Below are 23337 nucleotides of genomic sequence, written 5' to 3' on the forward strand. Positions count from 1 at the left end.
GACTTACTTATCAACAATAATATGCTTGGGATCAGATAGAAATGTTTGGTCCGTTAAGGTTTTCAAAAAAGCAATTAAGTCTTCTTTTTCTGCTTTTGTTAAGACAAACCCTTTAATGAACTGACTTTTCAGTGGATTACTTCGACCATCACCTTGATATTCTCCCGTAGTAACATTTCGTCCACCCGCGGCATAAAAATCAATAACTTCCGCTAAGCTTCCAATACTGCCGTCATGCATGTAAGGCGCACTAACTTCAATATTACGTAATGTTGGCGCTCTAAATCGGCCATTATCTCTTGCTAACGTTGAAATTTCAGACAAACCGGTATCATGTTTAGGGTAACCTGATTTGTGACTATCACTAACATTATACAAACCCGTATTATGAAAAGGCCTACGATCAATTAGCTGTTTTTCATGACTGGTAGACTGAGTGAAATTAAATCCGCCGTGACAATGATGGCATTCAAGCTGCTCTGAGAAAAATAAATTCATACCGCGCAAAGCCGAGGCAGAGATAGCATTGTCATCAGCCAAATATGCATAGCTATCAAAAGGCGAATTTAAAGAAACTAAACTGCGCACGTAACTCGCTAATGCTTTCACAATTAAATCGAAACTAACGGTTTGATTTGGAAATGCTTCTGTGAATAACATTTGATAAGTTTCTGAGCTAAAGCGTGCCAAAACTTCTTCTTCATGACCGGTTATGCCTAGCTCAACCGGCGATTCACCAAACATAGGTAATAGTATTTGTTGTTCAATTGACGTTAAACCGTCATGTGCCCACGTTAACGTTTTGTTATACGCTATATTAACTAAAGCAGAGGCATTACGTCGATGTGGTTGTGCGGTGCTGCCAAATGAGTGTGGGATATTTTCACCAAAAGCAAACTCTTGATGATGACAACTTGCACACGCTTGTTGTTGATTGGCAGATAAACTTTTATCAAAAAAGAGTTGTTTACCTAAATTAACTTTTGCTTGGGTCATTGGGTTATCTTGCGGTACTTGCGGCTTAGGGAATCCCTCGATAATGGGCCACTGATAATCACTTTCTAATTTCTTATCATCACTACATGACTGCAAAGCCAAGCAAATGCCAAAAGTGAATAAGCACTGAAGTGTTAATTTAAGTCGATGTAGAAGCCAATTACCCATTATTTTTTGTCTTAAATAACAACGATTCATTACTAGTATTCACTCCCAAACCTAAGTTTTTAAATAACATTTTACAGCTCTCTTCATCGATTGCCGATTGACAACTATTTTTGCTTGCTAATCCAACATCTCGTACTAACAACGCTAAATCAAATTCAATGGTAGAATTTTCCAAGGTAAAAGGTAAAGCAACAGACACGCGATTAGGATACAAACATTCATTTTTTGGTGCTCGTACTGGGCTTAATGCTTTACAACCTGTAGAGCCTAGGTGAAATAGCCAGTCATCATTTTGAGAGACTAACTCGGCCCGCATAAATTTATGCCCCCCTTGCCATCCCCAAAACATTGAAGCGTCATTTAATGGGCTAGGCTGGGTTAATGGATTCAGGTGATTAAGTGCAAATGGTACACCTAAAGTAAAACGAATATCAGTAACAACAGCCGCTTCATCTAATGGCATTAATTCGAGTTGCCAATAACCTTTGCCATTTTTTCTATCACAGATCTCTCCCAGTAAAGCGACATTGTCTGCTTGATTTGCATTTGTTGTCATCAGCCAAGGTTGCCAACCCTTACTATTGGTATTCACTTCAACGCCATGTATAAAAAACTGTAACTGCTGATATTGCCACTTTTGTGATTCGCTACTTTTTAATTCATGAACATCAGAGAAACTGCTTGCACAGTTAATGTCAGTATTTTTATAAACAGCTTGAAAAGAAATTTTTGTGGGCTGTGACTTTTGAAAACATCCTGAAAGTAAGGTAATACTTAACCCAAAAATAGTTGTGACAGATAAAATCTTTTTTAATATATAACGGTTCATTTGAATAAGGCTTAATCGTTGAATGCAAAGTAATATTTACATGAAGTTAAGGTAATGTTAACGAGTTGGTTTTAAATTGTACGTTAACTTGCTATGGTAAAGCCATCAAATATTGAGCAGCTAAAAAAAAACGAGCACATTATGGCTAAAATATCATTACATCTTGGCATTGCAATTATTTCAATATCTTATTTTTTACTCTCTTCAAATACATTCGCTCATTCAGAGCATGATAAGTCGAGGTTTGTTGCTGTTAATGGCGTAGATAAAGACCGCTGTGATAATGTTCTTAGACCCTGTAAAACAATTGCCTATGCGGTTAGCCAAGCAAACAAAGGTGATAACGTACTTGTTGCTTCTGGCGACTTTACAATCACTTCAAGCGAAGAACTATTTTATTTAAAAAGCGCTCTTGTCTCAGTCGTCGGAGGCTATAATCAATTTGATCATTATCAATCGCAAAGCCCTCAGTCAAATGTTACCACTTTACATAATATTCCAATTGAAATGGTTGATGAGCTTCGCAGCAACGGTTTTAGCGTTATTGCAGATGGTAAAGCCTTTGCTAAAGATAAAGATTTAAAACAAAAACTTGCAAGTTATTATCAACTCAGTGAAAGCCAAGCAAATGAACCTTGTGTTAATGGCAAAGCTGATATTTTTGACTGCAATAACATTGATTTACTCGCTCATTTCCCATTAACTGCAATGTCGAGTGATCCTGTTGAAGGCAATGATATTTGGGGCCATGTAGATTTAAATACGGGTAATGAATTTGCTATTATGGGCGTAAAAAATGGCGTTGTTGTGGTTAATGTTACAAACCCAACCACTCCTGTTGAAGTGGGTACAATAGCTGGAGTAACGTCAACATGGCGAGATGTAAAAGTTTACCAATACTTTGATGAAAATATCAATTTATGGCAAGCCTATGCTTATGTTACAACCGAAGGTGTTCGAAATGGTCCAACAGATTATGTGACTATTATTGATCTTAACAATCTTCCTCATTCAATAACCTTAGTTGAAAAGAATAAAGTGGTCAGTAGAGCCCATAATGTTTATATCACTAATGTTGATCATACCCTTAATATAACGCTTCCAGATCAAACAGCTTCTCTGCAACTTATTGGCACAAACAGTAGAGGTGGAGCTTTCCAAAGCTATTCATTAGAAAACCCAAAAACATTAGTCAACGTTACTGCTAACAATTTTGGTAATGGCTACACCCATGATGGGGCTTCTCTTGTTATAGATGATCAACGTTCAGTTAATGATTGTGGTTTAACGTCAGGTAGCTGTACTGTTTTCATTGATTTTAATGAAGACGTCATGAAGTTATGGAATATCACCGATCCAAATAACTCAACTCAGTTAGGTGCGGCTGAATATAACGACGTAGCTCCGAACAATAAATATGTACATTCCGGTTGGGGCACTGAAGATAAGCAGTTCATTTTATTACATGATGAATTTGATGAATTTCGTGGTGGATTAAACACCACCGTTAGAATATTTTCAATTGGGGACCTAACGAACCCAACACAGGTTGGCCAATGGACAGGTCCTACACAAGCGATTGATCATAATGGTTTTGTTCGAGGTAATAGATACTATATGTCTAACTACGAACGTGGCTTAACCATTTTAGACATTACGGATCCTACAACGCCTACTGAAGTTGGGTTCTTTGATACTTTCACACCGAGTAACTCAGCAAGCTTTAATGGTGCATGGGGCGTTTATCCATTTTTACCGTCAGGAAATATTCTCGTTAGCGATATTAACAGTGGTCTGTATGTACTAAAAGATAATGCAAAAGCTTCAACGAAAGGAATGTTCAGCTTTACCAGTAAAAGCACAGAAACCGCTCAAGGAACAACACTCAACCTCATTGTGCAACGTAATGGTTCAGACATTACAGAAAGTACTGCGGTAAGTTACCAAGTAATTCAAGGTAGCGCCAAAAAAGGCACTGACTTTGATGTAGAAAACAACACACTCACTTGGGCTGCAAACGATAATACCAATAAGACAATAAGTATTGATATTGCAGATGACCTAACAAATACCGAATTGTCAGAGTCTTTTTTTATACGTTTATATAATCCAACAAATGGTGCAACACTTGGCTCAAACAGTTACAACACTATCAATATTACTGGGTTAATAGACAAAGGAACGGGAAGCTTTGAATTCGACGAGCAAACAATCGCAGAGAATGTTGATGAATACACCGTAAATGTTAACCGAATGGGTAGCACATCGGGCAGTATCTCATTCCAGTATCAACTGACTTCAGGGCAAGCGATTATTGGTAGCGATATCATTGATGCATCGGGGCAAGTATCTTGGGGCGAAGGTGAAAGTGATACTAAAAAAATTATATTAACTATTATTGATGATATTGAAGAAGAAGAAAATGAAACGTTCACCTTAACCTTATCAAGCATCGATAATAGTCGGTTAGGTAATAATGCAGAGATTATATTCACTATTGCTGATGATGATCAAAATACAGCACCTATGGTTACCCTAAGAGAAAATTTTGAAGTAAATACTAATCAAGGTGTAACGTTAACGGCTCAAGCCATCGATGCAGAAAGCGACAGTATGACCTACTTATGGGAGCAAACAGCAGGCTCAACGGTATCAATAACTAACGCTGATATGTTATCAGCTAGCTTTACAGCCCCAAATAACGCTACCTCGTTAACATTTAAACTTACCGCTACTGATTTCAGAGGTGCATCAAGTACAGGGAGTGTTATTGTTTCAGTAGTCGCACCTGTTGTAGTAACACCAACGCCCAACGCACCAAGTAGCGGCGGCACAATATTATGGCTAACAATCCTTTCATTATCTTTATTAACCAAGAGAAAAGTCATTATCAATAAATAGTATCTAGGCAATAGTGATATAAAATCACCCGTATTGCCTAACAATTAAGCGAACAACGTAAAATTTAGCATTTTTTAAAAATACGCTAGTGACAACAAAATAAAAAATGCTTATACTTCACGCCGCTTTAAGTTGAAGTCTCAATTTAAAGCTGATAAAAAGATGGCCCCTTAGCTCAGTTGGTTAGAGCATTCGACTCATAATCGACAGGTCCCCTGTTCAAGTCAGGGAGGGGCCACCATTTCTACTAGTACACACCAGGTTAACAACCACTAACAAAATAGGCAAACTATCTATACAAGGTCTAGTTGTGGGTCTAGTTAGCATTTATTTATTCTTTTTCTTATGATTTTCTTAGTTATATTTCTTCAAAGACTATCAATAACTTTTTTTAAGTAAAACACTCCGAAAAAATTAACAATTATTAACACTACAAAGTCTTTTTATAAACCGCAAATACTATTAATGCTAAGTTAATTATTTAAGTTTGAAAGTAAGGTTTTGATAGGTTTATGCATTTTCGTATAGGTGAGGTTTAGGTTAGGTTATGTTAGGTTTATCTTAGGTTATCTGAGGTTCATTGGAGAATCTCTAGCAGCAGTGCCACGTAATTGCATTTACCTAAAAAAACCAATTACATTTAACTATGCCACAATATTTCGGCCTTATTAAAGCTGTCACTTTGGATAAGTTGAACACTGCTAATGCTCACTTTTGCCACTTTGCGGACATTAGCCAATAAATGTCTAGAATCTTTCGGATTAGGTTTTGTATTGGTAACACCGCAGGAAACAGTTAACCATAGACTATTTGAGATCATATTATTTGTTGTGTTTATGAAATGCTTTTAAATCAGAGTCTCATTTTAACTTATGCTATTTCTTATGGATATTCCTATCTACAATTTGAATTGTTTTTTGACATTATGTTTTTAGATAAAAAATTATCAATCATATTCATGTGTCTTACCCAAATACCATGACCACCATATAATTCAAGGTGTTCGTAATTATGAGAGAAATTGTTTAATTTTAAACGCTCTATCATCATTTCTGACATTACAGATGAAGGCCAAAGTTCATCGTTTGTACCCGACATCATTAAAATGGGTCCATTTATCTTTTCTACCTTAATTGCCGCCAACTCAACTGCCAATGTGTTTGTTAGCATATCTTCGTAAAAACCTAGAAAATCACCACTACCCCCTTTTAGTTTCGCTCGCCAGTTCGCAGGCACAAATGGTAATGATTCACCGTTCATTGAAAATGAAGGAGTATTCATTACTATCGGGAAAGATATCTTGATCATAGGGTTTGTTGTTGATGTAAAATTTACGTTACTTGGTGAAAGAGCTACTACGGCTTTATACTCAGAGTAATAACTTGCAAGTAATAAAGCCATCTCACCACCTTTAGAACCACCAATAATAGCGATGCAGTTTTCATTTATATTTGGATTTTTAGCAGCATTCAAAACCGCATCATGAACCCCATTCAATGCGATACGATCTAACTTTTCGGGTATTCCCTTCTCTCCAAAATATGCAATGGGCAAAAAAGCATACCCTCGTTTATTTAGAGATTTTCTATAGCCCACCCATTTATCCCAAATATTTCCTCCTTCCGAGCCTCCCAGCGCTACGATTAGCGGTTGTCTTTTTCCTTCTCCCAGATATAACTTAGCACCAACCTTGCCATAGTTTTTCGGCAGGTCATGTTCATCATAAAACGACTCTGAGAGTAATTCAAAGCCTAGAATAAGCAAAAATGGTAATAGTGATAAACCTAAACACCAAATCAATATCTTTGGAATAACTTTTTTCATTAGCACTCGTATCTACGGATAATATTCTTATTTGCAATTTGGCAGTAATTTAACGTTTATTACACAGTCTTAGCAAACCAGATAATATGACTCTGATAATATCCCATAATTTCAATGAATTAAAAAGTACATCAATTAAGTTTTTCATAAAACACAGATGTATAAAGGCTAGTATGTTACAAAAATAAGGAAATATACTAAGCTGGCTTAGTAATTAATGGTTAAATGCCCATTAGAAAATATATGGAAAATCATTTAAAGTTAATGACATTGAAGCGCACCAAGTGATCATATTTATTAGTGGCAAACCTAATGTTATTAGGTGACAGTATTAGATGATAATGACTGGCAGTTCTGATGCAATTAGGTGGCACAACTGATGTAATTGTCCAGTTCATTCTTTAAGGTCTTTAAAACTCTTTTTATAATGCAAGAAAACTATAGATTGATAATACCTCTAATATTGAAAGTATTTATAATCTCTTTCTATCAAATATATTCGTTTTATGTGATGTTAAATGTGATTCATGCAAAGAGCATTACTAAATATCCGATAACAATCTTATGACTAATTGTCTGAATCGTATGAAATTTGAATCTTATATTATAAAAGGGAAGTGTGATGAATGAGTTATTAGGCGGTGGGGTTGGTGTCGCAATTATTTTATTTTTATTTGTTTTGGCTGTTTTATGGTTTTTATTACCATTCGCTATTTTCGGAACAAAAGATAAACTAAGTGAGTTAATTGCTGAATCTAAAAAAACTAACGAGCAGTTAAGTGCTTTAAGATTAGAAGTTGCCACTTTGAAGGCCAATGATGATCCAGTCATTAAAGCAAGTAGATAAACATATACACGCAATAGTTCACGTTGCTAAATAGATTTATTCTGTAAAGCTATAAGGTCCGACACATGAAATTATGCCTGTGTTCGGACCCCTTCAATTTTAAAATCATCACTTTAATCTACTATTAGAATAATCTTTTGTTTGTAAAGACCGATACCCTTTACCTCTCGTTTTAGCTAAGTAAGATAAGTGATAAATGGCATCTTGCCGTGATTGAAAGTCATCTCGATTAACCATACGATAGGGTATCTTTGTCATGTGACCACCTCGCACAAACCACCATGCATCTTGAATCATTTCCCATAAGCTAAATGGTGTTCTAACTTTTCGTCCCTCAATGAATATTGCCATGTGATAATGTTGCTGTTTTGAGCGTTCGTGTTCCCTGCACCACGCATAACCAATATCATTAAGCTTGTATTTCGCTCGGAGCCTGTTAAAAAGTAATTTTATGAATTTTGATAACTGTTCATTGTTACCAGTATATTCTTCTAAGTGCAGATCAAACCTAATAACTAACACTCTGCTGTATTGCTTAGTCATTGCATTAAGTTGATTGATGATTGCCTTCATTGGCTTGGTATAAATAGCTAACGGATATCCAGCTTTGCTATAGCCTGCATTAATTGACCAAATTTCTTTATCTACAATAATGTATTCTGATGTAGTGGAATATTTACCCATAATAAAAAGACATAGTTAGATATTATTAATTACCCCCACCAAAGTTAGTAATTACTATCGCAGTTTAAATCCTGTAAATAATAAGGTGCTAGGTGATAATAAAAATAATCGCATACCTAAAACCCCATAATCAGATTTCACCTTATTACATACACAATATAGTATTTTTAACTGAGGTTTTATCAGGTGGTTGTTCATAATTCTAATTTATGTATATAATCCTTTGTTAGCTGGTGGCCCTTGCCGTCAAACTTGAACCACCAGTATTAATACCTAAGCCTATTTTCGATTATTCATTTATGTTTTATCGGATATAGGTTTTTCTTTTTGCTCTAATACATATTTCATAATCCCCCTTATTTTCCCTGTTACGGGGCTACGATTATTTATAGGTATATGCCGAATGTTCATTATTTTACTTAATGTAGAAACAACTCTTGGCACGTCTACTATTGCATACATTAACCGAGCTTCATCTGTGTTGATTGGCCCTATATTCTCAAGATGATTTTGTATGATTTTCACTTGTGTTAGCGTTGGATTATTCATTAGACACTCCCTTGGTTATCATCTAACCATTGAGTGATTACTGAGGTCTTCCATCCAAGGCATTTACCGTTAAGTAAAATAGGGGGTGGCAATACTCTATCTTTTTTCCAATATCGCCAAATTGTAACTTTTGATTTATTTATCAGTTTGGCTAAGTCAGCCAGAGTCATTATTTGATTGTTTGACATGCTTTATAATTCCTTAAAGTTTGTTGAAAGCACGTGTAATTCTACGCAGATATCAAAAATAGACACTGAGGGCAAAACACCAAAAGGGCTTATGGTGTATTAAATTTTTTTATTTCTTCCTTTGGATTTTACAATGGGGACTCTGTTATCGATATTAGAGTAATATTTTCTCTGTTTAGTTAATTGATCACCGACAGTTTTTGTTTTTCTATCATTTATTAAGCTTGGAAATTTTCTTTCGACTTCATTTGTCGTGGGTGCTTTACCGTATATCCAAAAATTTAAATATACTTGTTGAGCTAATTCATTGGCCCAATCTGACTTTGAAGATGCTTCTCGTTGTGAGCGACCTGTTGCGATTAAAGCGTTAATATTTGATTCTATATTATTTAAATTTCCAGCTCTTTGCCCCATTAAAAATATCTCATTAAATACAAGATTGTCATCATCACAACTCATTACTATTCCACAATCTGAAATCAGTGCATCAACTTGAGTTCCATTATCTTTATATAAATTAAGCTCACCAATTCTAAATTGAATTAACCTTAACTTTTTAATGTAGTAACCTATTAGATTGTTGGCAATCATAGGTATACTGTTAATAGCAAATGCACGTTCGCAACGTTCAGGTTTGTCAAAAATATCTGACTTTTCAAATTCCCAACATTTAATGATAAACTCGAAATCATCAAATTTTTTGTTTAATTCATGCTCTATAGAAAAAGACACTATGCTTTCAATGCGATCTTTTATTAATCTCATTTTTTTTCTTAATTCATCTAATTGATCATTAATAAAATTTATTTCTAACTTCGCCACTCTTTTAGCTTTTTCCAATAAACTCTGCGCCAGCTCAGTCGAGTTTATTGGCATTCTTTGCCCTTTATTAGCATATACACCACCTTTTAAATCACGTATTGAGCAATGCAATTTCATTTCTAAGTCTTGTAATTCCTTAAGTGGTTCTTGATGCTTAATTGCTATATGAATTTTATTACTAACATCCAGTTTTTGTTGCTCAAGCTTCTGCTCTAAAAGAGCATCTTCATCCGACATCTTTACGAATAAAGTTATGTAGTTATCGTTCATTATTGACCACCTAAAGCTATTACATTGTTAACAGCAACATTGTTCAATTCACGCTCCCATATTTCTAATGCCCTTAGCTTTTCAGGCATATATTCATAACGGTCATAATGTTTTGAACTAACATCTTGTAAGGCGTGATTTTGCAGTCTATCCCTAATAGACTTACTAATTCCTAACTCCCCCATTAATGTTTTACAGGTTCGTCTAATATCACGAGGTATAAACGAGCGTATCTCGCTGTTTTCACAATATCGACTAACAGCCTTAGATAATGAGTCTAAGTTAATATGACGCTCCTCAGAGAGCCTGTGCGGAAATATAAAACCATTACAGCTCCCAACCTTTTGCTTGGTTAAAATATTTATAGCTGAATCTGTTAGGGGGATTAAATGAGGTCTTTTGTTTTTTGATAAATCAGCGGTGATTAGTAAGGTTTTAGCCTCCCAATTTATAGCGTCCCACTTTGAGCTAGCAAGCTCATAAGGTCGTTGACCACCTGTATAAAAACATAAGCTCATTAAGTTTCGGATATGCTGGCCCATTTGAAAGCGGATAAATTCACTATCTAAATCCAAGAGCAACAACTTAACCTCTCCATTGCTAAGAAAATGCTCACCAACCTTTTCTGCTGATTTTTGCTTAGGAATTGCCGATACTGGGTTATACAACAAACCAAATTTAGCAGTGCCGATATAATTTGCAGGGTCGTTATCATGTGACAGGCCATAATTAAATGCCGCCATCAAATAACTTCTTACTCGATTACTTTGAGTATTCGCCCCACGCTTTATCATGTGGGCCAATACACTAATTAAATCGTCTTTGGTTACGTCTTTGGCTTTGGTTGCTGGCGGTATAAATGGATAGGTTTCTTTTTCTAATGCAGATAGTACGGTTTTAAATGTACGCTTACCGTCTTTTTCCATTTGTGCAGTATAGCTTGTAAATAATTGTTCAATACTTCCCTTTTGTGCTTCAAGCTTTACTTGGTTTTCTTTTTCTTGATTTATGATCCCCTGTTCAAGTCTTGGATCAACCCCACGCTGTAACATAGCTCCGTATTCTTTAGCCTTTTCCCTAGCATCTGCCAAGCTCATACCAAGTGCTTTATCGCTAGTCTTTCCGCCATCGTTCGGTACATTGCCGATTAAAATGAAATTGGCTTTAGTTCCAACAAAATACCTGAATACAAAGCGTTTACTGCCACTAGGATAAATTTTAACGCATAAGCGCCCCATTCCTTTGGTTCCGTCATCATCTGACACATAGTATGCAGAATTCTTTTTAAGTAGTCCTGTGATCTTGTTTGGGGTTAATTTTGCCATCTTTCATCCTTGTTGCTAACTAGACCTTATTTGAAACGGGGTCTAGTTGTGGGTCTAGTTAGAGTGTAACTTAATGAAAGGATATAAAACAGGAGGAAAGCCCACAAGGAATTGTTACCCATTTAAATCAAGGGTTTATATAGGGTTTGTTGCTTGATGTTATTTGATGAAAACTATACTTCGCTTGACTCATAATCGACAGGTCCCCTGTTCAAGTCAGGGAGGGGCCACCATTTCAAATATTACTATCCTCGTAAGAATTTACTAAAGAATATTTTAATCTGAAATTAACTTTAGTTATCACTGTAGTAGTAACTCCAATAAAGTTATGTACGATAACACTCGCTCTTGCCGTGTCGGAAATTTGTACGAATACCCCGTCCCTTTAAGATATCCCGAAACGCTAGGGTTACCCTAGTGGTATTGGTGTAAAAATCCACTGTGTGAATATAAGGTGAGTGCTAAATTTTGACATGTAGGATGATGATAGTTATTACTATACGCCTAATCCCAACCCTATTCTGTTCTTATAAAATTCGGTAATGGAATACTCTGACGTGGTTTACGACCTCTAGCTTTAGGTTTCTAATAAACCTATTAACGTTACTCACAAAGTGTTAATGAAGCGAATGACTAAGCGGTTTAGTTGTGTATAAAAATGCGTTTAGCTTTACAAATTTTGTATCTACACAACTAAGTAGATTATTTACTCTTTAGCACTCCCTATTTTGTTACTCTAAAAAAGTCTTCTGCTGCTTCAGTTAAGCTAGAGAGGTTTTTATTCTCACGCCGGCTTATTGATTATCATGGTTAATAGTAAATTATTAGCAATAACTTTGTTTTAAGTACGTTCATATCAATAATAACTTGTTATTTTTAATGTAGTATAAGATCGGACTTGCTTACTAGGCTATGATCTTTCAAAGCCCTCTAAGAAATAAAAACAAATAGAATAGGGATAAATAAACAATGGTAAACATGTTAATTGCATATCAACTTGATGGCGGTGATGTTATCGAGATTAATCATCCAGAAGAGTTCGAGTTCAAAGATTTAGATGGAAATAGCTTAGGAAATGCTCAGATTATCAAGCGCCATAATAACGATCTGATATTAGCCGAAGCTGCATTTGTGATCTCAGCCGAACATGCAAAAGTTATGATACCAAGCGATGCGGCATTCATGGAATCCAAAGCAGGCGTAAAGCAACCTTTTGACTTTAACGGGCTCGTAAAAGGCTGTGGATTTGACTCTGTTAAATATAAATTTGATAAACAAGGTAATGAACCAACTGACTGGGTTATCGCCTATCCTCTAAAGCACTAAGCCTAAAAAGGTCGCTAGTCATACCAGTGACCTTTGTTATAACTTTGAATAGACCAGGTTATGAGATTATTTCAACATCAGGCTAAGCGAATATATCTGTTTCAGAACGACTGAATATTGATTTAAATAGAGGGTTTAGTTATCAGGTTAAGAAACACTGATACGTAAACTAAACTTAGTCATATTTTATTATATTTTTTTTAACAAAACATAATCGATATGCTCAAGAGAATAAGCTGTAATATGTATAAAACTATTATTTGCGCAATAGAAGCTAGTGATGAAGGACAGGAAGTACTTTCAAAAGCCCATGAGTTATCTCAACTATACCAAGCTAAATTGTTTGTTACTCATATCATCCCATATACATTGCTTCCTAAAGACTATCAAAAAGAATTAAAAGAAAGTGCATTACCTTCAATTGAATTAAATGCCGCATCATTAGGTATATCAAAGAAAGATGTCTCGGTCACATTTGGGAAACCCTACGAGCAAATTTGCATACTTGCAGAAAGAAAAAAGGCAGACTTAATTATACTTGGTACCCACTCTAAAAAAGGTATTCATGCTTTGATTGGGTCAACAGCAAATGGTGTTGCCAATTATGCTAAATGTGATGTTTCACTTATTAAAATTTAAAGTGCTTTTTTTGATAAAAAATCTAAATGTGCTCTTTCAAATAAATAACTAATGCCGCCAACGTGGCATTAGTTATTATTAGAGCAATGAAGATTGCACTCTTAGGTTACCTACAATAGTCATATTAAGTGAAATTACTTTTAGTGGCTCACTATCTTCTTCTAATAACAACGCTAATACCCTGGATATTAAAAGCTCATATACATGAGTTATTTAACAGTAAGTTTAATTCCTTTAAACCGAACATGAATCGTCAATAACTGGCCTTAAAGTATTATTTACATATTAATTTTTCGACATTTAATGAGATATTTCACCCATTCTAAAAACCGGTCAAAATCATCATATCTCTTATAATGTTCTAGGATTATAGTCACTTAGGCGTTTTAGTCATAATGTATATTAGGAAGTGATCACCTTCTCATTCAATGTAGCTGTTGGATATTTAAGCTAAGAAAAATGAATAAATTTTATCAAACTAACATGACTAAAGCTCATTCGTAATATATTATTATTTTTAGGGAATCGTATATAAAAACGGCAGTTATAAGAATTATGGATTTAGATAAATTTAAACAAATTAATAAAGCATTCGATTACCTCTTTGATTCATTGGTGATCACTGACCTACAAGGCATTATTACTGACTGGAATAAAGGCTCTGAAAATTTATACGGCTATTCCAAAAAAGAGATCATTGGTCAGCCTGTTGATATTTTACATCTCCCCGAAGACACCGAACATATTACTTCAGAAGTTATCAGCTCTGTAGAGAAGTACGGAAAATGGACTGGTGAAGTTAGAATGCTCCATAAAGATGGTCATATTGGCTGGATTGAATCTATGTGTGTGCCACTTTTTGATGCTAATCATCAGCTCGTCGGCGCATTAGGTGTAAATCGAGATATATCAGACCGGGTAAAAGAGACTAAACGTCTTGAGCACCTAGCTCATTATGATCAACTGACAGAAATTCCAAATCGATACCTAGTGTTTGACCGAATTGATCACCTAATTGATCAGTCTGAACGTGATATGAGAACTTTTGCGTTGCTTTTTATTGATTTAGATAAATTTAAAATAATTAATGATACCAAGGGTCATGCGTTTGGTGATCAAGTGCTAGTAGAAGTATCTTTACGTCTTAAGCAGTCAATTCGTAATTCAGATACCGTTGCAAGAATTGGAGGTGACGAATTTGTTATTTTACTTGAGAATATGATTGATAAATCTAATGTAGATTCTGTGATTAAGACTATTATGGATACGATTAGCAGACCCTTTAAGATTAACGATGAAAAGTTAACCGTGAGTTGTAGTATTGGTGTTTCAATTTATCCTGACGATGGTATTACCACCGATAGCTTAATCGCAACAGCAGATAAAGCTATGTATAATAACAAACATAAAAAATGACCTCAGCTGATAAATGAGTTTAGATATTTTCGATGCTATCTTTGATTTTTTGATCTTAAATAAGCACGCTATTAGCCATTAATTTGATTGCTAAAGGTTATTTTAACGAATACTGCTATTACCTCCCCTCTTATTGACCTACTAGTTAACCTTGATATTCAGCCCCAGCCTAGTTAACAGCTAGCTTATACTAGAGAATAAATTGACTTTTAACTGATTGAGAATAGACTAAAAACTAGTTTATATTTCAATGAGATAAATTATTATGTCTACTAAAGCTTTCGCTACTTGTTCTTGTCTATTCACATTATTTATAACCTTAGCAACACTTAGCGGTTGTGATAACAAAAAACCAGGTATTGCCTTAGGTACGTTAGAAAGAGAACGCATAGCGCACACAGCAACAGTGAGTGAAGTTATCACGGCATTACCTGTTAGTGCAGGTAGTCAAGTTACTGAAGGTACAATATTGGTTAGGCTAGACGACACCCTTCAAAAAGCGTTCGTTGCTAAAGCCCAAGCTCAGATGCAACAAGCAAAAGCTAATTTAGAAAAAGTACATAATGGGGCGCGTAAAGAAGAAGTTGCCGCGGCATCTGCAGAAGTCGAGGGCGCGAAAGCCGCACTGATCAAAAGTGAGGCAGACTATAAACGCACTCAAATACTGATAAAACAAGCATTATCTAGTCAGGTAACGCTCGAAAGTTCCCTTGCATTACGCGATGAAAATAGAGCTAAATTACACAGCGCTCAAGAAAAACTATTACAACTAATTAATGGTGCTCGTATCGAAGACTTACAAATAGCTGAAGCTATTTTAGCAACCGCGGTTGCGGTACTCGACAGTGAAAATAAAAAACTCAATGATTTAACCATTACCGCAAAACGTGATGGTCTATTAGACAATCTTCCATGGAACCTCGGTGAACGTGTCACACTCGGAAGCCCCGTAGCAATTGTATTAGCGGGACGTGCTCCTTTTGCACGTGTCTATGTGCCAGAGCCCTACCGAGTAAAAATTAAAGTCGCTGATAAATTAACCGTACAAGTTGATGGTTTAACAGATACGATTATTGGTACTGTGCGCTGGATATCTTCTGAACCTGCTTTTACCCCTTACTTTGCATTAAACCTAGAAGAGCGTGCAAATCTTATGTATTTGGCTGAAATACAATTACCTGATAGTGCTGCAGAGCTGCCAATGGGTGTGCCAGCGCAAGTTATAATGCCATGAAGCACTTAAACGATAGCCAAGAAAAAAATCTTAATAGCTCTTTTGCGATAAACGCAGAAAAGCTCACTCGAAAATTTGGCGAATTAACGGTAGTATCTGCGCTAGATTTATCTGTAGAGAAGCAAACTATTTACGGATTTTTAGGCCCCAATGGCTCAGGTAAAACCACGGCAATTCGATTGCTGACCGGTTTATTAATTCCAACGAGTGGTCAGGTTAACGTTTTGGGTTGTCATTTACCGCAAGAGGCCAATAAACTGCGAATGAAAATTGGCTATATGACGCAAAAGTTCTCTCTCTATGAGGATCTTACCGTTAAAGAGAACTTGCAATTTATCAGTCGAATTTATGGTCTAACGGCTAATCAACAAAAATCACGACTGAGTGAATTATTAAGTATTCATCAATTAACACAGCAAAGTCAGCAACTTGCTGGCAGTATGAGTGGTGGTCAAAAACAAAGGCTAGCGCTTGCCGCCGCAGTGATACATAAACCTAAGTTACTCTTTTTAGATGAGCCCACTTCGGCGGTTGATCCGCAAAACCGACGAGAGTTTTGGGAACAATTATTTGATCTTTGCGATCAAGGAACCACAATATTAGTCTCAACGCATTACATGGATGAAGCGGAGCGTTGTCATAAGCTGGCCATCTTAGAAAATGGTATAAAAAGAGCGGATGATAGCCCACAAAACTTAATGAATAATATGGCTGCTCAAGTGGTTGAGGTAGGCGCAAGCAATATACGTCAAATAAAAGAGAACTTGATCAAATTGCCACAAGTGATTTCTGCCGCCCAGCTCGGTACCCACTTGCGTGTATTAGTAAATAAAGAAGAAAGTAACCCTATCGCATTATTGCAGCGCCAGCCTTGCTTAAATGATACAGCTAAACTTGTTATTGTTAGACCCAGTCTTGAAGATGTCTTTGTTAGTTGCACCGGCCAAGGGGTGACACAGTAATGAAAATATCACTATTAAGAATTCAAGCCATTGTTATAAAAGAACTACTGCAACTTAGACGCGATAGAATGACCTTTGGCATGGTCATAATGATCCCCCTAGTACAATTACTGCTATTCGCTTTTGCCATCAACACCAATGTGCGAGATATCCCAGTTGGTGTTGTAGATCATAGTCAGACATCTTTGAGTAGAGTATTACAGCAAACCGTTGCAGCAACAGGCATTGTTAAATTTACTCACAGTTATTACTCGGTAAAGGAAGCACAAGCCGCCATCGATAGCAGTGAAGTGCGTGCAGTATTAATTATCCCACAAGATGTTAGCCACCGTTTAGTTCGACACCCAAGTGTAGGTTTTGGTTTGCCACCCTCGAGTAAACAAGAAACGAGCAGGCCAATAGCACAGTGGTTAGTTGATGGCTCTGATACTGTTATAGCAGGTAGTATTAAAAGTTTACGTAATATGCCACTTACAGAGTTATTAGATAAGCCCGCCAACCGAAATACCGCAACGTTTGAAGTGACCTTACTTTATAATCCAGAGCAACGAAGTGTGGTTAATATAGTGCCTGGACTTGTTGCCGTGATATTAACAATGACAATGATAATGTTTACCTCGGCCGCCATTGTTCGCGAGCAAGAGCGCGGTAATATGGAAATGTTAATTACGACACCACTTAGCTCACTTGAGCTGATGATTGGTAAAATATTTCCCTATATTTTTATTGGTGCGATTCAAGTCTGTATTATTCTTGGTTTAGGTTATTGGCTATTTGACGTCCCCTTTAATGGCGGTTTTGCCCAACTAGCACTTGCGACTTTACTGTTTATTTGCGCCAGCTTAGTACTGGGTTTAGTTATATCGACAATTGCTAAGAACCAATTACAATCAATGCAAATGACAATATTTATTTTACTGCCATCTATATTATTATCTGGTTTTATGTTCCCTTATGAAGGTATGCCACTGCCCGCACAATATATTGCTGAAGCACTGCCAGCGACACACTTTATTCGCTTAATAAGAGGTGTAGTATTACGTGATGTTGCCGTTATTGAGATGAGTTTTGATATGCTATGGTTAATTGCTTTTACCTGTTTTGGTTTACTTGTTTCAGCACTGCGTTTTAAGAAAACACTCGACTAGCTTACCTGATGGTTTCATTGCACAAGCTGAGATATTTGAGTCAATGAAAGAATATAAAAGTGGCGCGAAACTAAGCCACTTTTATATTTTATTATCACACAATATCCTGCATTATTTATAGTAAGTTAATTAGCACTATTATTTTCTGAGGCTTGCTGCAGAATTTGAAATTTCTGGTCTTTAAGGTAGAGCGGATGGTAAGGCCCCACCGGAACTGTACCAACAAACTGGCTATTAGCCTGTCTTGCATAACGGGTGTAATCAGCTGCTGCTGTGTTTACCGCTGTCGCTATTGCGCCAACAATCAACCCTGCTAAACCACCACCATTATTTCCACCACTAAGATCAACAACAACCGTGCCGGTATATTTCCATAACGTCGAAGATGTTTTTGTTGATTTTATTTCTGCTTCAATTGATACGGTTAAGCTTGAAGCAATAACCAAATAGCTAGTGTCCCACTTAAGTATTTTGGTAAATAACACCGCATCCGCACCGAAGTACTCATGAAATTTATTAAGTGGCATGTCGTAAACAAGTTCAGCATCATAAATACCTTCTTGTTTCAATATTTCTGATGTTAGCTCGTATGGAAAAGTATAATACCCCTGAAACGCGATAGGCATTTCGACCGTAGTCGCATAATAATCTTTCGCATCTGCTGCCGTACTTAAATTGATCGGTGGCATTATTAATAATGAACGTGGTTTTTCATTATACATCTCTGGGAATTCGTCTAATTTAGTGACGAGGTTTTTACTGACACAGCCTGAAACAAAAACAACAACGAGAGCAACCAACAACGTTCTAGTCTTATTAAACATAATCACTATCCCTGTACCTTAACTTTACTGATCAAATTATTCATAAAGATAACTGATTCTGGATAAACACTTTTTTCCAACTCAAAATAGGAAATTGCCTTTGTGGTATCATTTAACTTTAAGTGCAAATAACCTAAATTGGCGTATACGCCAGGCGGAACACGTAAGCCTTGGTTACCAGAACGTTGAATAACATCTTCTAACGCAAACTTCCATTCGCCTTCAGAAATTTCACCCGCATCCCTTTTCATTGCATAAAATGACTCTGAATATTCACCATAGTCATACATCGGCTTAGGGCCACTTGCACAACCAGTTGCTAGCAGTACCGCACAAGCCATCATTAAAATTTTAGTTTTCATTGTGAGTCCTTAGCTGTTATTTAGGTACATTAAATTCTTTTGACTGGCCGTCACCTAACAGTACAATCCTGTTAACTACTGTTACACCATTCTTGGTGATGGTTACTTGCTGTTTACCCGTAGCAACCTTATAAATGTTACGTGCACCTAATTTATCAACAACGAAAGCCTCTCCTTTACCTACTGTCACTTCTGCCCCTTCGGCATTTCCAGTGAAGTAAACATATGATACGGGCTCAGCAGTTCGAACTCCCTCGTTATAACCACAAGCACTTAAGTACATGGCAATAAACACACACAATGATATTTTTAATAATTTCATTTTATAATCCTTTATTTACTTTCTTGAATGTATAACGAAGAGAAGTCACCTGATGCAATGTATTGACTAAAATTCCCTGTTGAAATTGAAGCAATTGATATCTCACTTTCTGGGGTGTCACCCATAGAAGTCAGCACAACAATGTTACCTATAGGTTTTCCGGGTAAGGTAATAAACATTCCTGTTTGTGGGTTTTTAACTTTGTTACCTGATTTATAAACAGTAAATTTAGAATTTTCAGAAATATTTTGTGATTTACCGCCAGAGATAATGAGGTTACCTTCATCTGAAGAGAGAATGTAAGATTTCCAAGGTTTATCAAGCATGTTTTCAATAACATTTGAGGCTAAGTCGGTAATAGCCGCATTAAGCACTTTATCATTAAGCGAACTGTCATAGCCTGCTTTATCACCAACGCCCATGACACTGCCCGCTTCAGAGAATGCGATCCCTTTACCAGACTCAGAATAGATTATCTGGCCTGTTGATACATCTATTAATCGAATGTTTACCGTTGCATTAGCTTCTTGTTTTTTAACTCTTGAAAAAATTCCTACTTCACTGGTGTTTTTACGGCCAAACTCTGAAATAGAGCCAACAATTAAAAAGTCAGCCGCATTTTTGAGACTCGTCTCACCGCCAATAGAAAGTTCCTTTTCAACTTGCACTAGATCTGCACGTTCAAGCATTATAAATCGATCGGTTTCAAACAACTTAGCCGATAATATATCCATAGCTTGCTTACCAATACGATCATTATTTTTATCAATAAAGAAGCTTTGTCCGTATTTAGTTTCATTAGTAAAACGACCTATCGCGACTTTGCGCTTAAGGTATTTTTTACTAACGACATCCGCTTGCAATGTTTGGCTAACAGCCGCCTTTTTTTGTTTCGTCTCCGTGACGGTTGAATCTTTTACAGTTGCACAACCTGATGCAAGTAGCAAAGATGAAACAATTAACAATTTTTTCATGGTGGTACGTTCCTTTTTTATAATATCGATACTTCTATGTATCGTTAACGTCTTAATAAAATTGTATTAACTACAAATAGTTAAAAATTTTAAGGGTAATATTATACAGGTATAAAAAAGGCTAAATGTAGTCTATATACACTTAATTATGTAAGTTATGTCTTACATTCATAAGGTAAGTCAGCTCGGCTAAACTACAATATAAGTAGTAAAAATTAATTATAAGTCATATTTAAAGTGGAAATTTCGATGAGAAATTTTCATTTGTAGGCCTATAACTTAAGCTGATGTTAAGTTTATTAGCGTTTTACAACGTGATTAAATTGTCGACTTATATTTTGATTGGTGAAAGTGGTAGATAAACTGTTAACATAGCGTTATGTGCTTTCGTTAGTATTAACGCGATTAGACTATCGTCTTATAAATATTTGGAGTAGAAATGAATAATAAAATTATTGGTATTACCCTTATCATTATTGGTGTTGCTGTCGCGATTTGGGGTTATAACATTTATGACTCAGCTAGCGCTCAACTTACTCGTACGTTAAGCGGTGATACGCCTGTTGAAGCTTGGGCAGGAATGATCGGTGGTGTTATTGCTGTTGTTATCGGTATCACAAGAGTAAAGTAACCGTTGATTTTTACAAGTAAACACCTATAAGTGTTTACTTGTAAACTAGGCTTAGCGCTATTTATTTCAATAAATAGCCCATTATATTTTCAACTATTATAAGCATCAGTAAAAATCAATCACGAAAATATCGACAGTCGCAAGACATTAAGATTAAGCGAACAAGATTAGGCTCTCAATGTTAACCATACTCATATTTTTCACCCTGTTTACTGTGCTAACAACCCTTTTGCCCTTGTCTCGACATCCCCATTGGATTGTTAGAGGTATGGATTTTCCTCGCTTACAGTTCACTATACTTGCAACGATTTTGTTACTCGCCCATTTTATTTTTCTTGATCCGCAAAGAGTAAGTACGCAGGCACTGATTATTAGCACAACGCTGTGTTTGATATGGCAGTTATCTTGGATAATACCCTATACTTTTATTTATCCCAAAGAGGTTAAAACCTCTACTGAATGTGATGCTGATAAACAACTTAGCATTATTACTTCAAATGTTCTGACACCCAATCGTAATGCCGATGCACTGATAGCACTGATTAAAAAACATCAGCCCGATGTGCTAGTCACACTAGAATCAGACCTATGGTGGGAAGAACAGCTTAACGTCCTAGAAACTGACATGCCTTATAGCGTTAAATGCCCACTTGATAACCTCTATGGCATGCATGTATTCTCACGATTACCTATCGCCGAACAAGAAATCTGTTATTTGGTTGAAAAAGATGTTCCGTCAATACACACCACAATAGAGTTGCGTAGCGGCGATAAAGTGCGAGTGCATTTTCTTCATCCTGCGCCGCCAAGCCCAACAGAGAATGATGAATCTGCAGAGCGTGATGCTGAGCTGATGATTGTTGCTCGAAGTGTTGCTGACAGTGAGCAACCCGTTATTGTGACAGGCGATCTTAATGATGTTGCTTGGTCTGCTACCACACGACTGTTTCGTAAAATTAGTGGTTTACTCGATCCTCGCGTTGGACGAGGAGTATTTAGCACTTTTCATGTCGACTACCCATTGGTTCGATGGCCTTTAGATCATTTGTTTCACAGCAAACATTTTACACTGCAAAAAATTAAGCGTTTACCGTCAATTGGTTCAGACCATTTTCCGCTGTTAACCCAACTATCGTTTACTGCACTGCGTTGTAATAATCAAGCTGGTATAAAAGCAGACACGGCCGAGCATAAGTGGGCACAAGAAATATCTGAACAACAAAATGTCAGTAAAGGTGATGTACCAAAGCCCGGTGAAACAAGTTAAGCCAATAAACGTTCTGCGTTAATGACTAACGTTTTATAACGGGTTAATCCGTAACTATATTTGCTGATATTTTGCGGATTTGATCAGCGCACTCAGCTAAGACGATAGCACCGGCCGTTGATACATTCAGAGAATTACCCATACCAAACATAGAGATGTGTATTTGATGATGGCTTAGTTTTAATGCCGCTTCACTTACTCCCTTGCGTTCATTACCTAACACTAATGCACAAGCAGTGGGATATGTGATCTCTTTATAGTCAACCGACTGCTGGCAGAGTTCTACCCCAAAAACAGTATAACCGTCGTCTATTAATGATTGTAAGCTTGCCGTTGTGCTATCACTGTATTCAATATCGACCCATTTCGCTTCATTTCTAGAGGCCTTTTTCAATTTTTTATCTGAAATTGTGAGTTCGCCACAAATAATAATTTTTTGAATAGCAAAAGCATCCGCTAAACGAATAAATGCACCAATGTTGTAGCTATTAGTGACATGATCTAAAACCAATACTAAAGGGATTTTTGCCTGCTTTACATATTCATCGCGGGTCGGTTTATCTTGTCTGAGGTCTTCTTTACTTAATTGTATTTTTGAATGCATAATAACGGCTCTTATTAGATACTAAACGACTGTCATTCTACTAGTATTCTGACTAATAGTTGAGGTCGATATTTGATATTTGCTATCTGATATTTGCTATTGGATATTTGATATTTTTAGTTCGTCACGGTTAACCATTTAAACAAACTTTGATTGTAAATTTATGAGCGATCAAGGGCTAGATATTCTGCAGTGAGACTATAACCATCTCAGCCCATTTTACCA

The 23337-nt window shown here is 36.3% G+C and carries 23 protein-coding genes and 1 tRNA gene; 11 read left to right on the forward strand and 13 right to left on the reverse strand.

All coding sequences use genetic code 11. The annotated features are described in order from the left end of the window. Window positions 1-3: 3 nt before the first annotated feature. Both H4J57_RS02110 and H4J57_RS02115 read right to left on the reverse strand, forming a co-directional pair. Complete coding sequence (locus H4J57_RS02110) at window positions 4-1164, reverse strand: MbnH family di-heme enzyme (RefSeq protein WP_182241783.1); 1161 nt, start codon at window positions 1162-1164, stop codon at window positions 4-6. Beyond that, on the reverse strand, window positions 1157-1993 hold the full coding sequence (locus H4J57_RS02115; protein WP_182241784.1) for an MbnP family copper-binding protein: 837 nt from the start codon (window positions 1991-1993) through the stop codon (window positions 1157-1159). The genes H4J57_RS02110 and H4J57_RS02115 overlap by 8 nt, the downstream gene beginning before the upstream one ends. Before the next feature lie 141 nt (window positions 1994-2134). Here H4J57_RS02115 and H4J57_RS02120 point away from each other — a divergent pair, with 141 nt between their 5' ends. After that, window positions 2135-4894 (forward strand): choice-of-anchor B family protein, encoded by a 2760-nt coding sequence (locus H4J57_RS02120; RefSeq protein WP_182241785.1) that lies wholly within the window; start codon window positions 2135-2137, stop codon window positions 4892-4894. Window positions 4895-5058: 164 nt separating this feature from the next. Further along, window positions 5059-5135 (forward strand) — tRNA-Ile (locus H4J57_RS02125). A 653-nt stretch (window positions 5136-5788) separates the two neighbouring features. On the opposite strand, the gene H4J57_RS02130 is transcribed toward H4J57_RS02125, so the two are convergent. Next, window positions 5789-6718, reverse strand: a complete 930-nt coding sequence (locus tag H4J57_RS02130; RefSeq protein WP_182241786.1) for an acyl-CoA thioester hydrolase/BAAT C-terminal domain-containing protein — start codon at window positions 6716-6718, stop codon at window positions 5789-5791. A 622-nt stretch (window positions 6719-7340) separates the two neighbouring features. Here H4J57_RS02130 and H4J57_RS02135 point away from each other — a divergent pair. Beyond that, window positions 7341-7565: a hypothetical protein gene (locus tag H4J57_RS02135; RefSeq protein WP_182241787.1), complete on the forward strand. Its 225-nt coding sequence runs from the start codon at window positions 7341-7343 to the stop codon at window positions 7563-7565. A gap of 108 nt (window positions 7566-7673) precedes the next feature. On the opposite strand, the gene H4J57_RS02140 is transcribed toward H4J57_RS02135, so the two are convergent. From H4J57_RS02140 to H4J57_RS02160, 5 genes are all read right to left on the reverse strand, one after another. Further along, complete coding sequence (locus tag H4J57_RS02140; protein WP_182241788.1) at window positions 7674-8249, reverse strand: inovirus-type Gp2 protein; 576 nt, start codon at window positions 8247-8249, stop codon at window positions 7674-7676. A gap of 297 nt (window positions 8250-8546) precedes the next feature. Further along, window positions 8547-8798, reverse strand: a complete 252-nt coding sequence (locus tag H4J57_RS02145; RefSeq protein ID WP_182202517.1) for a hypothetical protein — start codon at window positions 8796-8798, stop codon at window positions 8547-8549. Next, complete coding sequence (locus H4J57_RS02150) at window positions 8798-8986, reverse strand: AlpA family transcriptional regulator (protein WP_182202516.1); 189 nt, start codon at window positions 8984-8986, stop codon at window positions 8798-8800. The genes H4J57_RS02145 and H4J57_RS02150 overlap by 1 nt, the downstream gene beginning before the upstream one ends. Window positions 8987-9085: 99 nt before the next feature. Continuing rightward, window positions 9086-10078, reverse strand: coding sequence for a hypothetical protein (locus tag H4J57_RS02155; RefSeq protein WP_182202514.1), 993 nt, complete (start codon window positions 10076-10078; stop codon window positions 9086-9088). Next, a complete protein-coding gene (locus H4J57_RS02160; RefSeq protein ID WP_182202512.1) occupies window positions 10078-11403 on the reverse strand; it encodes a site-specific integrase in 1326 nt (441 codons plus the stop codon). The genes H4J57_RS02155 and H4J57_RS02160 overlap by 1 nt, the downstream gene beginning before the upstream one ends. Before the next feature lie 969 nt (window positions 11404-12372). On the opposite strand from H4J57_RS02160, the gene H4J57_RS02165 reads away from it, so the two are divergent. From H4J57_RS02165 to H4J57_RS02190, 6 genes are all read left to right on the forward strand, one after another. Beyond that, on the forward strand, window positions 12373-12729 hold the full coding sequence (locus H4J57_RS02165; RefSeq protein ID WP_182241789.1) for a hypothetical protein: 357 nt from the start codon (window positions 12373-12375) through the stop codon (window positions 12727-12729). A 243-nt stretch (window positions 12730-12972) separates the two neighbouring features. Then, entirely contained in the window at window positions 12973-13368 is a 396-nt protein-coding gene (locus tag H4J57_RS02170; RefSeq protein WP_182241790.1) for a universal stress protein, read from the forward strand. A gap of 555 nt (window positions 13369-13923) precedes the next feature. Further along, a complete protein-coding gene (locus tag H4J57_RS02175; protein ID WP_182241791.1) occupies window positions 13924-14784 on the forward strand; it encodes a sensor domain-containing diguanylate cyclase in 861 nt (286 codons plus the stop codon). 265 nt (window positions 14785-15049) lie between these two features. After that, a complete protein-coding gene (locus tag H4J57_RS02180; RefSeq protein WP_182241792.1) occupies window positions 15050-16018 on the forward strand; it encodes an HlyD family secretion protein in 969 nt (322 codons plus the stop codon). Then, complete coding sequence (locus H4J57_RS02185) at window positions 16015-16980, forward strand: ABC transporter ATP-binding protein (protein ID WP_182241793.1); 966 nt, start codon at window positions 16015-16017, stop codon at window positions 16978-16980. Before H4J57_RS02180 ends, H4J57_RS02185 begins: the two co-directional genes overlap by 4 nt. Beyond that, the gene (locus H4J57_RS02190; RefSeq protein WP_182241794.1) at window positions 16980-18128 is read left to right on the forward strand and encodes an ABC transporter permease; all 1149 of its coding nucleotides are present in this window, start codon (window positions 16980-16982) and stop codon (window positions 18126-18128) included. The genes H4J57_RS02185 and H4J57_RS02190 overlap by 1 nt, the downstream gene beginning before the upstream one ends. Before the next feature lie 125 nt (window positions 18129-18253). Here H4J57_RS02190 and H4J57_RS02195 read toward each other — a convergent pair whose 3' ends face one another. From H4J57_RS02195 to H4J57_RS02210, 4 genes are read right to left on the reverse strand one after another with little or no spacing between them, the layout of a single operon-like run. After that, window positions 18254-18952, reverse strand: coding sequence for a GNA1162 family protein (locus tag H4J57_RS02195; protein ID WP_182241795.1), 699 nt, complete (start codon window positions 18950-18952; stop codon window positions 18254-18256). A gap of 5 nt (window positions 18953-18957) precedes the next feature. After that, a complete protein-coding gene (locus tag H4J57_RS02200) occupies window positions 18958-19314 on the reverse strand; it encodes a DUF4810 domain-containing protein (RefSeq protein ID WP_182176359.1) in 357 nt (118 codons plus the stop codon). A 16-nt stretch (window positions 19315-19330) separates the two neighbouring features. Beyond that, window positions 19331-19636 (reverse strand): hypothetical protein, encoded by a 306-nt coding sequence (locus H4J57_RS02205; protein WP_182176360.1) that lies wholly within the window; start codon window positions 19634-19636, stop codon window positions 19331-19333. Window positions 19637-19647: 11 nt separating this feature from the next. Beyond that, window positions 19648-20610, reverse strand: coding sequence for a CsgG/HfaB family protein (locus H4J57_RS02210; RefSeq protein WP_182241796.1), 963 nt, complete (start codon window positions 20608-20610; stop codon window positions 19648-19650). Between the two features lie 439 nt (window positions 20611-21049). Here H4J57_RS02210 and H4J57_RS02215 point away from each other — a divergent pair, with 439 nt between their 5' ends. After that, complete coding sequence (locus H4J57_RS02215; RefSeq protein ID WP_070374865.1) at window positions 21050-21241, forward strand: DUF3185 family protein; 192 nt, start codon at window positions 21050-21052, stop codon at window positions 21239-21241. A gap of 178 nt (window positions 21242-21419) precedes the next feature. Continuing rightward, complete coding sequence (locus tag H4J57_RS02220) at window positions 21420-22508, forward strand: endonuclease/exonuclease/phosphatase family protein (protein ID WP_182221190.1); 1089 nt, start codon at window positions 21420-21422, stop codon at window positions 22506-22508. A 43-nt stretch (window positions 22509-22551) separates the two neighbouring features. Here the strand turns inward: H4J57_RS02220 and H4J57_RS02225 are convergent, their stop codons facing one another. Beyond that, window positions 22552-23112 carry a TrmH family RNA methyltransferase gene (locus H4J57_RS02225; protein WP_182241797.1) on the reverse strand — a complete coding sequence of 187 codons (561 nt, stop codon included), beginning with the start codon at window positions 23110-23112 and terminating at the stop codon, window positions 22552-22554. Window positions 23113-23337: the final 225 nt, after the last annotated feature.

Origin of the sequence: Colwellia sp. BRX8-7, assembly GCF_014077275.1 — a bacterium.
Classification (GTDB): domain Bacteria; phylum Pseudomonadota; class Gammaproteobacteria; order Enterobacterales; family Alteromonadaceae; genus Colwellia_A.